Source organism: Halovulum dunhuangense (assembly GCF_013093415.1).
GTDB lineage: Bacteria > Pseudomonadota > Alphaproteobacteria > Rhodobacterales > Rhodobacteraceae > Halovulum > Halovulum dunhuangense.
This window is the reverse complement of the sequence record NZ_JABFBC010000001.1, coordinates 240,348-253,162: the sequence shown is the minus strand read 5'-3', so window position 1 is coordinate 253,162 and position 12,815 is coordinate 240,348. Positions and strand designations below refer to the sequence as shown.

Here is a 12,815-nt window from a genome sequence, read left to right as displayed (position 1 = left end):
TTCCCTCCCTATGGCTCAGAGCCAGTTGATGTCGTCGAAGCCGCGGTCGATGTAGCCGCCCAGCGAGTAGCTTTCGCCCTCGTAGCCGAACAGCGGCCAGACCGCCTTCTGGTTGTAGAGCCCTGTCACCAGACCGCCGCGGATCTGCTGGAAGAAGGGACTGGCTTCCATTCCGCGCAGGATGTCGACGCGGTCCCGTTCCCAGCCGGCATCGAGATAGCTGGCAAAGCCCTTGCCCTGGGCGGCGGCGTCCAGCGCGGCGATGCCCGCCTCGACGCCCGGTGCTGCGTCGGCGGTGTCATAGCCCTTCACGGCCACGGCATAGTACTCGTCCGCGACATGGTCGTGCGGATAGATGTCGCGCGCCATCTGGATCAGGGTCGCCATCGTCTCGGGCTTGAGCGCGGTGACTTCCATGGCCCATGCGCCGCTGGACCCGGCAACCCAGCCGGATCCGACGACGAAGGTAGCTCCTGCCGCGACGCTGCGCGACAGAAGCTGGCGGCGGGTAAGCCCCTGCCTGGCTTCTGCTTGGTTCATCGGGATTTCCTCCATGTTGATCTTGTTTCTTGTTTGTTGGCAGGGGCGCGCGGTTACTTGAACCGTCCCGCCCGCTGCAGGACTTCGATCTGGTAGCCGTCGGGATCGGCGATGAAGAAGAAGCGCCCGACCAGTTCGCCCTCGGGGGCGAATTCGACTATCTTGCGCGGTGAAAGCCCAGCCTCGGTCAGCCGGGCATGTTCGGCGTCCAGGTCATCGACGGAAACGGCAAGGTGCCCATAGCCGTCGCCCAGATCATAGGGCTCGGTGCGGCCCTTGTTGATCGTCAGCTCAAGCTCGAACGGGCTTTCGGGGGTGGTCAGGTAAACAAGCGTGAACTCGGGGAAATCGAGCCTGTCGGCGATCTCCAACCCGAATGCCTGCCTGTAGAATGCGAGAGAGCGTGCCTCGTCGAGCACGCGGATCATGCTGTGAATGGTTTTTGCCACCTTGTCCTCCGTTACCGCTGCGGTCTGATCAGTTGACCAATTAGACCCGTGCGGAACAGAGGCGGGTAGTATGGGATTACTACCCGGGTGGATTCATTCGGCGGCGATCAGCTTCTCTGCCTCGGGAATCTGACGCTCCAGGAAGACAAGGCAGGCGCAGCGCAGCAGCGATGTGAAATTCGTGGGTTCCCCCCGAAGCTCCAGCACCTCGGCATGCAGCTTCGACACGAAGGCGGGGGTCGATGTTCCCTCGCTGGCGGCAATCTGGTCAAGGATCGTCCAGAACGAGTTCTCCAGCCGTATGCTCGTGCTCTGGCCGTTGAGCCGCAGACGTCGTGTCGTGGTCGCATATCGGTGTGGGGCCTGTCCGGCGAAGACATGGCACATGATCTTTCTCCTCCCGAAGGCCGCGGTTGGCTCGCGGTCATCGGATCGATAATGAGCCAATTGCACGCGGTGTAAAGAAACACGAAAGGCCGGAAGCAGTGCCCCCGGCCTTTGATGCCACGTCTCGCGCAACCGTTACTGAAGCGGCTGGCCGTTAGCAAAGACCCCGCCATCGCGGAATTCGATGGTCGAGGTGTAGGTGTCCGGCTCTGCCCCCGGCTGGCCCATGGCCATCAGCATGCCCATCATCATCCCGACCTGCATCGGATCGACCAGACCCAGCGCCGACAGGCTTTCCGCCAGCCCCTGCGCCCCCGAAACGGCCACGTCGATGCTGCCGTTCGGAACCGGGGCTGGCCCGGTGTTGTCCATGACGACAGCCCCGCCCGCCTCGAGCGTGGCGCCGCCCAGCGACAGGAACAGCCTGTCGATGCTGGCGTTCACGATCTCGCCAAGTTCCATCGGGTTCCCGCCCTCGGCGGCGGAGGAAAGTGGCTCGGTCAGCCGCACGGCGGCGCTGAGCGCCAGTTCCAGCGTCGCGGGATCCCGTGGGATGGTCGTTCCGGGGTCGATCATGGCCCACAGGCTCTCGCCGATTTCAAGCTCGCGCAGCGACAGGCCTATGGCGGCTTCCTGCGCCTCTTCGGACGGCGCGAGCGGCATGGAAAGCGACGTCTCGCCACCCGCCATGCTCAGATCGACCGGCGGAAGCCCCATCATCGGGTCGGGCGTCACCGCGTAGACCACGTTCTCGAAATTCGCCAGGTAGCTGAAGGCCCCGTCAACGAGCGACATCTCCAGCACGCCGCCATCGCCCGACCCCTCGATCGTGACCGGCATTTCCGGATCGTTCGATGCGAAGCGCGTGGTCGATGCCCCACCCTCGACGATCAGCGACATCGCCCCGCCATTCTGCAGGAACGTCTGGAAATCGGCCTCGGACCCGGGAAGTGCCGTCCCGGCAAAGGCGATGGACTGCGCCGCGCTCTGGACGGAAGTCTCGACCGTCGAGCCATACTCGGGATTGCCGATCAGGTAGGACAGGTCCATCGTCTCTATCGACAGCGCGCCGGTCGCATCGCGGCTGGTCTCGTTGAATGTCAGGCTGCCCGATATGCCGGTGGGCGCGAAGTTCATCGCCTTCAGCACCGGATGGGACGGATCGCCACCGGTCAGGGTGATGCTGTCCGCCTCGAGCCGGGCGCTTGCCTCCTCCACGGGGCCGAGCAGGGTGTTGGTCGTCAGCGCCAGCCCTTCGGAGGCAAAGGTCATATCCATCGGCGGGGTGCCGTCGTTCGGCGTAGCCGTGATCTCCACCGTGGGCGGCACCGTCACCACCACATGGCCGGGCTGGTCCGACGACGGGGCAAAGCGAAGGAAATCCGCGCTCAGGACAAGGCTGCCGTCATCAGGCGACATCACCACATCGGAAAGGAGAACGGCTTCTCCCTCGACCGTGGTCCCGCCGACGCTGATATTCGCGCCCTCGGCGTTCAGCCTTTCGATACCGGCTTCGACGGCGCTCTGGATCTCGGCCGCGCTCTGGGCGAGGACAAGGCCCGGCAAGGCGAGACACAGGGCGGTAGTTCCAAGGAGTTTCGTCATCGTTCTTGCTTTCAAAGATACACCATAATCACCGGCACGAGCCTATTCACGAAACGTGAAAGCATCATGGCAGGATAATGTCCCATCGCGACCGCGAAGGGCTGTGGCTGAACCCTACAGCACGTACCGACTCAGATCGACGGATTTCGCCAGCGCGCCCAGATGCCGGTCCACGAAGGGACCATCCACCACGACCGTGTCGCCAGAGCGGTCGGGCGCGGTGAAGCTGAGCTCTTCGAAGACGCGTTCGAGCACGGTATAAAGCCGCCGCGCGCCGATATTCTCGACGCTGGTATTGACCTCGGCGGCGATCCGGGCAAGCGCGGCGATGCCATCTTCGGTGAACTCGACCGCCACCTCCTCGGTGGCCATCAGCGCGGTGTACTGGCGGGTCAGGGCGTTGTCCGTCTCTGTCAGGATGCGGACGAAATCCTCTTCCGTCAGCGCCCGAAGCTCCACCCGGATCGGCAGCCGGCCCTGGAGTTCCGGCAGCAGGTCGGACGGCTTGGCGATGTGGAAGGCACCCGAAGCGATGAAGAGGATATGGTCGGTCTTGACCGGGCCGTACTTGGTGGACACGGTCGTGCCCTCGATCAGCGGCAGCAGGTCGCGCTGCACCCCCTCGCGGCTGACATCGGCGCCGCGCGCGTCCGAGCGGGCACATACCTTGTCGATCTCGTCGAGGAACACGATCCCGTCCTCCTCGACCGCGCGAAGCGCCTCCTTGGTCACTGCCTCCTGGTCCACCAGCTTGTCGGCTTCCTCGGCGATCAGCACTTCGTAGCTGTCGGCAACGCGCATCCGCCGCCGCGTGGTGCGCCCGCCGAACGCTTTCCCGAAGATCTCGGACAGGTTCATCATCCCCATGCCGCCGCCGGGCTGGCCCGGGATTTCCATCATCGGGAAGGGATTGCCGCCTGTCTCGGCCAGCTCTACCTCGATCTCCTTGTCGTCCAGCAGCCCCTCGCGCAGCTTCTTGCGGAACATGTCGCGGGTCTGCTCGCGCGCATCCTTGCCGGCCAGCGCCTCGATCACGCGTTCCTCGGCGGCGGCGTGGGCGCGGGTCTTCATCTCTTCGCGCATGTGCTCGCGCACCATGGCGACCGCGCTGTCAGCCAGGTCGCGGACGATCTGTTCCACGTCGCGGCCGACATAGCCGACTTCCGTGAACTTGGTCGCCTCGACCTTGAGAAAGGGTGCGCGCGCAAGCTTCGCCAGCCGCCGGCTGATCTCGGTCTTGCCGACGCCGGTGGGGCCGATCATCAGGATGTTCTTCGGGTACACCTCGTCGCGCAGTTCCGGGCCCAGTTGCCGCCGCCGCCAGCGGTTGCGCAGCGCCACGGCCACGGCGCGCTTGGCTTCGGCCTGGCCGATGATGAAACGGTCCAGCTCGGATACGATCTCGCGGGGGGTCAGGTCGGTCATGGGGTCATGTCCTCCGGGTGATGCTGCATCAGAAGGCAGTCGCCCGTGCGTCCCAGGTATTCGGGGATCGGGCGAAACCCTGCCTTCTCGTAGGCGCGCAGGGCGCGGGTGTTGGTCGGGTCGGGGTCGATCACGATGAAACGGTGCCCTTCCGCGCGCAGTCGGGCGACGAAGGCGCGCAGCACTGCGCTGCCTATGCCGCGGGAAAGGCTTTCCGCGGGGCCGATGGACAGGTCCACGCCGACGGCGTCGTCGGGCAGCCAGGCGATCCAGGGCGCGTCCGACAGCCACGGCTCTATGCGGTTGTCCGCGGGTCGCCACACCTGGATATAGCCCGTGGGCACGCCGTCGATATCGAACAGGAAGGGCCGGGTGGTATCGCGCCCCTCGATCATGTCACGGATGTAGCCCAGTTCCGTTTCGGGCTCGCCCCACCATTCGCGCCAGTGCGGCGCGGCCATCCACTCCGCAAGCAGCGGCAGGTCCGTGGCCGTGACCGGCCGGAAACGGATGTCAGGCACCGATGACTTCCACGGTCATGTTGCCGTTGGTGTAGACGCAGATCTCGGCGGCGATGCGCAGGGCGCGGCGGGCGATTTCCTCGGCGTCGTGTTCGCTGTCCTCCAGCGCACGGGCGGCCGCCAGCGCGTAATTGCCGCCGGATCCGATGGCGGTCACGTCATGCTCGGGTTCCAGCACGTCGCCCGCGCCGGTGATCACGAACAGGTCGCTACCGTCGGTCACGATCAGCATGGCTTCCAGGTTGCGCAGGAACTTGTCGGTGCGCCAGTCCTTGGCAAGCTCCACCGCCGCGCGCTGCAACTGGCCGGGACTTGCCTCGAGCTTCTTCTCCAGCCGTTCCAGCAGGGTGAAGGCGTCGGCGGTGGATCCGGCGAAACCGCAGACGACGTCGCGCCCGCCCGGAGAGATGCGCCGCACCTTGCGCGCAGAGCCCTTGATCACGGTCTGGCCCAGGCTGACCTGCCCGTCACCCGCCACCGCGACCTTGCCGCCCTTGCGCACGGCGACGATCGTGGTGCCGTGCCAGCCGGGGAACTTCGTCTCGCTCATGCCATATCCTTTCGGTTCCGCCCCGATATATGCAGCCGGTCCGGGCTGTGCCAGACCCCAGGCCCCCGGATGCAGGAAAGCCGGCGCTTGCGGCGCCGGCTTCCGGGGTCTCGGATCTGTCCGAAATCAGAGCGTGCGCACGATTTCCTCGGTCTCGAAGATCTCGATCACGTCGCCCTCGCGGATGTCCTCGTAGTTCTCGAAGGCCATGCCGCATTCCTGGCCGCCCTGAACTTCCTTGACCTCGTCCTTGAAGCGCTTGAGCGTTTTCAGCTTGCCCTGATGGATCACCACGTTGTCGCGCAGCAGGCGCACGCCGGCCGAGCGGCGGGCGACGCCCTCGGTGACCACGCAGCCGGCGACCTTGCCGACGCCGGACACCTTGAAGACCTGCCGGATCTCGGCATAGCCGATGAACTTCTCGCGGATCTCGTTCGACAGCAGGCCCGAGGCAGCCGCCTTCACGTCATCCACCAGGTCGTAGATGATCGAGTAGTAGCGGATCTCCACGCCCTTCTGGTTCGCGGATTCGCGTGCCGGCGCATTGGCGCGCACGTTGAAGCCGATGATCGGCGCCTTGGACGCCTCGGCCAGGGTCACGTCGCTTTCGGTGATGGCGCCGACGCCCGAATGCAGCACGCGCACGCGCACCTCGTCGTTGCCGACCTTTTCCATCGCCTGGACGATCGCCTCGGCAGAACCCTGCACGTCGGCCTTCACCAGGATCGGCAGCTCGACCACATTCTCGTCGGCCTTCTTCTTGGCCAGAAGCTGGTCGAGCGTGGTGGCGGCGCCGGCCGCCGCGCGCTTGTCCTTGGCAAGCTGGGCACGGTAGTCGGCGATCTCGCGGGCGCGGCCCTCGTCGGGGACCACGTTCAGCACGTCGCCCGCTTCGGGCGTACCGTTCAGGCCCAGCACCTCGACCGGGACCGACGGTCCGGCCTCGTCCACGCGCGCGCCCTGGTCGTTGATCAGCGCCCGCACCTTGCCCCACTGCTCGCCCACGACGAAGATGTCGCCGCGCTTCAGCGTGCCCTTCTGCACCAGCACCGTCGCGACGGGGCCGCGGCCCACGTCGAGCTGCGCCTCGATCACGGCGCCTTCGGCGGGCCGGTCCGGGTTCGCCTTCAGCTCCAGGACTTCGGCCTGAAGCGCGATGTTCTCGAGCAGCGTGTCGAGCCCCTTGCCGGTCAGCGCAGAGACTTCCACGTCGAGCACGTCGCCGCCCATCGCTTCGACCACGACCTCGTGCTGCAGCAGCGCCGTCCGCACGCGGTTCGAATCGGCGCCGGGCTTGTCGATCTTGTTGATCGCCACGATCATCGGGACGCCCGCCGCCTTGGCGTGGTTGATCGCCTCGATGGTCTGCGGCATCACGCTGTCGTCGGCCGCGACCACCAGGATGACGATATCCGTCACCTGTGCGCCGCGCGCGCGCATCGAGGTAAACGCCGCATGGCCCGGCGTATCCAGGAAGGTCAGCTTTGCGCCGCTGTCGGTGGTGATCTGATAGGCGCCGATATGCTGGGTGATCCCGCCCGCCTCTCCCGAGACGACGTTGGTCTTGCGGATCGCGTCCAGAAGCGACGTCTTGCCGTGGTCCACATGGCCCATGATCGTGATGATCGGCGCGCGCGGCTTCATGTCCTCGGCGGAATCCTTGGCGGTCTCGATCACGTCCTCCACGTCGGCATCGGACACGCGGACCGACTTGTGGCCGAATTCCTCGACGATCAACTCGGCGGTGTCGGCGTCGATGGTCTGGTTCTGGGTCGCCATGATGCCCATCTGCATCAGCGCCTTGACCACGGCGGCCACACGTTCGGCCATGCGGTTCGCCAGTTCCGAGACGATGATCGCCTCGGGCACCCTGACCTCGCGCACGACCTTTTCGCGCGGCTCGTTCGAGCCCATCATCTTGCGCTTCTCGCGCTCCTGGCGGCGGCGCATCGCGGCGACCGACCGCTGCCGGCCATCCTCGCCGGTGGCCTGGCTGATGGTCAGCTTGCCCGAACGGCGGCGGTCGTCGCCGGCCTTGCCGGCCTTGCCACGGCGATCGTCGTCGGTGCGCTCGGGCGCCTTCGTCTTCGCGCCTGCGGGCGTGATCGTCTTGCCAGCCTCCAGCCGCGCTGCGGCGGCCTGCGCGGTGGCGGGGTCGATCGCCTCGGTCTTGGCCTTTGCCGCGGCCTTCGGGCGCTCTGCGGATCGGGCCTTCTCGGCCTGTTCCGCCTGCGCGCGCTCGGCTTCCTCGGCTTCCTTGCGCTGGCGGGCGATCTCGCGCTCGCGCTCCTCGCGCTCGGCGGCTTCCTTCTCGGCGCGCAGGCGCGCCATTTCCTCTTCGTGCGCCTTTTCCTCGGCGCGCATCCGCTCGGACCGCTCGGCCTCGACGGCCTTGGCGGCCTGGACCGCCTTCATGCGCCGCTCAAGCTCGCTGTCCGACAGGTTCCGGCCACCCGCGGCACCGCCGGCAGACCCGGCTGCGCCGGGCTTCTTGGGGACCACGACACGCTTGCGCTTCCGCTCAACCGTTACCGACTTCGTCCGGCCGTGCGAGAAGCTCTGCCGGACATGAGATGTCTCGGTTCCGCCGCCCCGCAGCCCCAGGGTCTTGCCCTTGTCGGTCGTGTCTTTCGTATCGCTCATGCGTCGTATTACCTTTCCACCGGGGCCGTCCCCGGAACGTCCTGGCCGGCGTCCTGCTGGCCCTGATCTCGTCTCAGCCCGGCAAGGCGGGCCGACTCATACCGGACCCGCTCCGCGAGTCCACCGGAAATCAGCGCGGCATGTATCACACGATCGCGCCCGAATGCCAAACCCATTTCCGCCGCGCTCAATTCGGCAAAATAGGTGTTTTCCCCTGCCGGCGGGCGCAGACGCGCCTTTTCGCGGGCAGAACCGTCCGAGGCCTGAAGCAGGCAGCAGGCCTCTCCGGAAACCAGCGCCTCCCGGACCTTTTCCAGCCCCGACAGCGCCAGCCCGGCCTTTCGGGCCAGGGACAGAAGCTCGACCACCCGTGCGGCCAGCAACGCCTCGACCCGGTCGGCAAGGTCCGGCGCCGCCGTCACGGCGCGGCGTGCCGCGCGCGAGAACAGGCCCTTCCTTGCCGCCTTCTCAAGCGCCGCCCTGTCGGCCGACACCCAGATCCCCCGGCCCGGCAGCTTTTCGGCAAGGTCCGGAACGACGCTGTCGTCCGGCCCCACCACGAAGCGGACAAGCCCGGCCTTGGGTCCGGTCTCGCCGGTCGCGATGCAGCGCCGCTCGGGCGCGTCACGCTCGATTTTCCGGCCTCCCCGGCTCACCTCCGCCTCAGGTCCGATCCTCGTCGTCCGCGGTCTCCTCGTCGGTGACCTCTTCCTCGCCTTCGTCCTCGTCGTCCGAACCGAGCTGCTCCTCCGAGACCCAGCCAAGCTGAAGCCGTGCGCCCATGACAAGCTGCTGTGCCTCTTCAAGGCTCACGTCGAACTGTTCCAGCAGGCCCTCGTCCTTGACGCGCTTGCCGTCGACGGTGGTGTATCCGCCCGCCAGCTCCCAGTCGGCGCAGCGCGCGAACTCCTCGAGCGTCAGGATACCATCCTCCGCAAGTTTCTCTATCATCTGGGGGGTCAGGCCCTCGTAGTCAAACAGGTCCTGCTGGACGCCCAGCGATTTGGCGCGTTCGATGGCCTTCTGGTTGATCTCTTCCAGGCTTTCGCGGGCGCGGGCCTGAAGTTCCTCGGCCGTCGCCTCGTCGAAGCCCTCGATGGTCATGAGTTCGTCGATATCGACATAGGCGACTTCTTCCAGCGACTCGAACCCTTCGGAGACCAGAAGCTGGGCGACCATCTCGTCCACGTTCATCGTTTCCATGAACAGGGTGCTGCGCTCGGCGAACTCGCGCTGGCGGCGCTCGCTCTCCTCGGCGTCGGTCATGATGTCGATGTCGAAGCCGGTCAGCTGGCTGGCGAGGCGCACGTTCTGGCCGCGGCGGCCGATGGCCAGCGACAGCTGATCCTCGGGAACGACGACCTCGATCCGCTCTGCATCCTCGTCGAAGACGACCTTCGACACCTCGGCCGGCTGGAGCGCGTTCACCAGGAAGGTCGGCGCGTCCTCGTTCCACGGAATGATGTCGATCTTCTCGCCCTGAAGCTCGTTCACCACCGCCTGCACGCGGCTGCCGCGCATGCCGACGCAGGCACCCACCGGGTCGATCGAGCTGTCATACGAGATGACGCCGATCTTCGCGCGCGAACCGGGGTCGCGGGCCACGGCCTTGATCTCGATGATGCCGTCGTAGATCTCGGGCACTTCCATCTTGAACAGCTCGGCCATGAATTCGGGCGCGGTGCGGGAAAGGAAGATCTGCGGGCCGCGTACCTCGCGACGGACATCGCGCACATAGGCGCGGATCCGGTCGCCGGGGCGATAGCTTTCGCGGTTGATCAGCTGGTCGCGGCGCAGGATCGCCTCGCCCCGGCCCACATCGACGATGACGTTGCCGTATTCCACCCGCTTGACCAGGCCGTTGATGATCGTGCCGACGCGGTCCTTGAACTCTTCGTACTGGCGGTCGCGCTCGGCCTCGCGGACCTTCTGCATGATGACCTGCTTGGCGGACTGGGCGGCGATGCGCCCCATCTCCAGCGGCGGCAGCTGGTCCACGATCTCGTCGCCCGGCTGCGGGTCGTCCAGATACGCCCTGGCATCCTCGACCGACATCTCGGTGAAGGTGTTCTCCACTTCCTCGACGACGGTGCGGACACGGGTCATGGTCAGATCGCCGGTCTTGGGGTGGATCTTGGCCCGGATGTCGTATTCGGCCCCGTAGCGCGAGCGGGCCGCCTTGGCGAGGCTCTCCTCCATCGCCTCGATGACGAGGGACGGGTCGATAAGCTTTTCGCGGGCGACGGCGTCGGCGATCTGGAGAAGCTCCAGCCGGTTGGCGGATGTCACGCTCATTTCTCGTCCTCTTCGCTGTCTTCTGTCTCGTCTATCTCGTCGAACTGCGCGGGGTCGAAGCCGGCATCCTTCTTGGCCTTCAGGCTTTCCGCGATCAGCGCATCCGTCAGCACCAGCTTGGCGTCGGTCAGCCAGTCGAAGGGCAGGCCGATGGTACCCTCCTCGATATCGACCAGCACTTCGTTTTCTTCCACGCCGCGCAGGATACCCCGGAAGTTCTTGCGGCCCGAGATGAGCTCTGCCGTGGTCAGCTTGACGTCGTGCCCCGCATAGGTCTCGAAATCCTTCAACCGGGTCAGTGGGCGGTCGATTCCCGGCGAAGACACCTCGAGGCTGTATTCTCCCTCGATCGGGTCCTCCACGTCCAGCAATGCCGACACGGCGCGGCTGATCTTTGCGCAGTCGTCCACTTCGATGGTGTTTTCGGGGGTATCCGCCATGATCTGCAGGATCGGCCGCCGCCCGCCCATGAAGCGCAGGCGCACCAGCTCGTAGCCCATGGACTCGATCGTGGGCGAGACGATCGAGGCAAGGCGGCGGTCCATCGTGGACTTGGCGATCAGGTCTGTCATGCGGTCCTCGGCCCCATCGGGCCAGAAACAAAAAAACGGGCCAGCGGCCCGTCGCGAATTTCTCCGGTGGGTGCCTGTACCGTGCCAGACACGCCGCTATTGCTGGGCGATATAGGCGCATGCGCGCCCATTTGCAAGCGGGAACTCCGGCGCCATTCCGGTTGCCGTCGGGTGCCCCCTTACGCAGGCTCGGCGGTGGTATATGAAGCGGGACGGAATCAGGCGCTGGAAAGGGACCGCCATGACCGAAAGGTTGCTGATCGGCTGGCGCGAACTCGTGCGGCTGCCGGCGCTTGACGCCACGTTTCGCGCCAAGATCGACACCGGGGCGCAGACCTCGGCGTTGCACGCCCACGGCCTGAGGGTCGAGGATGGCACGGCAGTGTTCCGCCTGTCCGACCGCAAGGACGAGCCGGAGCATCGCTTTCCGGTGCTGGCGACCCGCACCGTGCGCAGCTCGAACGGAAAGGCAGAGGATCGGCCGGTGATCCGTCTCGACCTGGTTCTGGGGCCGCTCGGCTGGCCGGCTGAAGTGACGCTGACGGACCGGACACGAATGAAATACGGCATGCTGGTGGGCCGCGCGGCGCTGTCGGGGCGGGTGCTGATCGATCCCTCGCGCTCCTGGATGCTGGGAAGGAAGATCAAGCGATGAAGATCGCGCTCATGTGCCGGAACTCCGGCCTTTATTCCCATCGACGCCTGATCGAGGCGGCCGAAGCGCGCGGCCACGAGATCCGCGTCATCAATCACATGCGCTGTTACATCGACATCGCCTCGGCCCGCCCGGCACTGCATTACGAGGGCGAGCGGCTGGAGGGCTTCGACGCGGTGATCCCGCGGATCGGCGCCTCGGCCACATTCTTCGGGACCGCCGTGCTGCGCCAGTTCGAGATGATGGGCGTCTATGCACTGAACGAAAGCGTCGCCATCTCGCGTTCGCGGGACAAGCTGCGCTCGATGCAGCTTCTGTCGCGCAAGCAGGTCGGCATGCCCGCGACGGTGTTCGCGCACCGCTCCTCGGACCCGGGCTACCTGCTGGAACTGATGGGCGGCGCGCCCGCGATCATCAAGCTGCTCGAGGGCACGCAGGGCAAGGGCGTCGTGCTGGGCGAGACGCGCAAGGCGGCCGAGAGCATCATCCAGGCCTTTTCGGCCCTGAACGCGCAGTTCATCGTGCAGAGCTTCGTCAAGGAGGCGAATGGCGAGGATATCCGCTGCCTTGTCATCGGGGATCGTGTCGTCGCCTCGATGAAGCGGCGCGGGGCCGAGGGGGATTTCCGGTCCAACCTGCACCAGGGGGGTAGTGCGGAACTGGTGCGGATCACGCCGAAGGAACGCGCCACCGCGATCAAGGCGGCCAAGGCGATGGGCCTGAACGTCTGCGGCGTGGACATGCTGCGCGCAGCCGAGGGGCCCGCCGTGATGGAGGTCAATTCCTCGCCGGGGATCGAGGGGCTTGAAAAGGCTACCGGAATCGATGTGGCCAGCCTGATCGTCGCCCATCTGGAGAAGGAGGCGAAGCCGAACCGCACCCGGACAAAGGGCAAGGGATAGGGGCCGGCGCGTGGCCGGCCCCGGGTCGCTCAGCGCACCCGCGGGGTGCGCAGCTTCATGTCTGAAAAGCGTATGGCATGCGTCTGGCGCTTGAGCCGACGGTACAGCCGGGCGCGATCCTCTTTTCCGGGCGCGCCGCTCACATGGCGGAACATCGGGGCGATGTGCGCGCCATCTTCGGATTTGCGGATCTTCCGCGTTTCGATCGGGTTCATCGCAAGTCCTCCTGTCTGTCACTGTCCCGGCAGGATCGCCGGGACCGGACCATAGC

At 66.1% G+C, this 12,815-nt stretch carries 14 protein-coding genes; 2 read left to right on the top strand and 12 right to left on the bottom strand.

What is annotated here, in order from left to right; all coding sequences use genetic code 11:
* Nucleotides 1–15: 15 nt before the first annotated feature.
* The 11 genes from HMH01_RS01205 to rimP all read right to left on the bottom strand — a co-directional run bounded on the left by HMH01_RS01205 (nucleotide 16) and on the right by rimP (nucleotide 10,987).
* The gene (locus tag HMH01_RS01205; RefSeq protein WP_171321693.1) at nucleotides 16–540 is read right to left on the bottom strand and encodes a Twin-arginine translocation pathway signal; all 525 of its coding nucleotides are present in this window, start codon (nucleotides 538–540) and stop codon (nucleotides 16–18) included.
* A gap of 53 nt (nucleotides 541–593) precedes the next feature.
* Entirely contained in the window at nucleotides 594–989 is a 396-nt protein-coding gene (locus HMH01_RS01200) for a VOC family protein (protein ID WP_171321691.1), read from the bottom strand.
* Between the two features lie 93 nt (nucleotides 990–1,082).
* Nucleotides 1,083–1,376: a ribbon-helix-helix domain-containing protein gene (locus HMH01_RS01195; protein WP_171321689.1), complete on the bottom strand. Its 294-nt coding sequence runs from the start codon at nucleotides 1,374–1,376 to the stop codon at nucleotides 1,083–1,085.
* A gap of 135 nt (nucleotides 1,377–1,511) precedes the next feature.
* Nucleotides 1,512–2,981, bottom strand: coding sequence for a DUF2125 domain-containing protein (locus HMH01_RS01190; RefSeq protein WP_171321687.1), 1,470 nt, complete (start codon nucleotides 2,979–2,981; stop codon nucleotides 1,512–1,514).
* Nucleotides 2,982–3,095: 114 nt separating this feature from the next.
* Nucleotides 3,096–4,406 (bottom strand): ATP-dependent protease ATPase subunit HslU, encoded by a 1,311-nt coding sequence (gene hslU / locus HMH01_RS01185; RefSeq protein WP_171321685.1) that lies wholly within the window; start codon nucleotides 4,404–4,406, stop codon nucleotides 3,096–3,098.
* Complete coding sequence (locus tag HMH01_RS01180) at nucleotides 4,403–4,927, bottom strand: GNAT family N-acetyltransferase (RefSeq protein ID WP_171321683.1); 525 nt, start codon at nucleotides 4,925–4,927, stop codon at nucleotides 4,403–4,405. Before HMH01_RS01180 ends, hslU begins: the two co-directional genes overlap by 4 nt.
* The gene (gene hslV / locus HMH01_RS01175; RefSeq protein WP_171321681.1) at nucleotides 4,920–5,477 is read right to left on the bottom strand and encodes an ATP-dependent protease subunit HslV; all 558 of its coding nucleotides are present in this window, start codon (nucleotides 5,475–5,477) and stop codon (nucleotides 4,920–4,922) included. The genes HMH01_RS01180 and hslV overlap by 8 nt, the downstream gene beginning before the upstream one ends.
* Nucleotides 5,478–5,603: 126 nt before the next feature.
* Nucleotides 5,604–8,120, bottom strand: a complete 2,517-nt coding sequence (infB, locus tag HMH01_RS01170; RefSeq protein ID WP_171321679.1) for a translation initiation factor IF-2 — start codon at nucleotides 8,118–8,120, stop codon at nucleotides 5,604–5,606.
* A gap of 8 nt (nucleotides 8,121–8,128) precedes the next feature.
* Nucleotides 8,129–8,776, bottom strand: coding sequence for an RNA-binding protein (locus HMH01_RS01165; RefSeq protein ID WP_171321677.1), 648 nt, complete (start codon nucleotides 8,774–8,776; stop codon nucleotides 8,129–8,131).
* A 7-nt stretch (nucleotides 8,777–8,783) separates the two neighbouring features.
* Complete coding sequence (gene nusA / locus HMH01_RS01160; RefSeq protein WP_171321675.1) at nucleotides 8,784–10,415, bottom strand: transcription termination factor NusA; 1,632 nt, start codon at nucleotides 10,413–10,415, stop codon at nucleotides 8,784–8,786.
* Nucleotides 10,412–10,987, bottom strand: a complete 576-nt coding sequence (gene rimP / locus HMH01_RS01155) for a ribosome maturation factor RimP (RefSeq protein ID WP_171321673.1) — start codon at nucleotides 10,985–10,987, stop codon at nucleotides 10,412–10,414. The genes nusA and rimP overlap by 4 nt, the downstream gene beginning before the upstream one ends.
* A gap of 241 nt (nucleotides 10,988–11,228) precedes the next feature.
* Between rimP and HMH01_RS01150 the strand changes: the two genes are divergently transcribed.
* Entirely contained in the window at nucleotides 11,229–11,642 is a 414-nt protein-coding gene (locus HMH01_RS01150; RefSeq protein ID WP_171321671.1) for an ATP-dependent zinc protease family protein, read from the top strand.
* Nucleotides 11,639–12,544: a 30S ribosomal protein S6--L-glutamate ligase gene (rimK, locus tag HMH01_RS01145; RefSeq protein ID WP_171321669.1), complete on the top strand. Its 906-nt coding sequence runs from the start codon at nucleotides 11,639–11,641 to the stop codon at nucleotides 12,542–12,544. The genes HMH01_RS01150 and rimK overlap by 4 nt, the downstream gene beginning before the upstream one ends.
* A 29-nt stretch (nucleotides 12,545–12,573) precedes the next feature.
* Here rimK and HMH01_RS01140 read toward each other — a convergent pair whose 3' ends face one another.
* A complete protein-coding gene (locus HMH01_RS01140; RefSeq protein WP_171321667.1) occupies nucleotides 12,574–12,759 on the bottom strand; it encodes a hypothetical protein in 186 nt (61 codons plus the stop codon).
* Nucleotides 12,760–12,815: the final 56 nt, after the last annotated feature.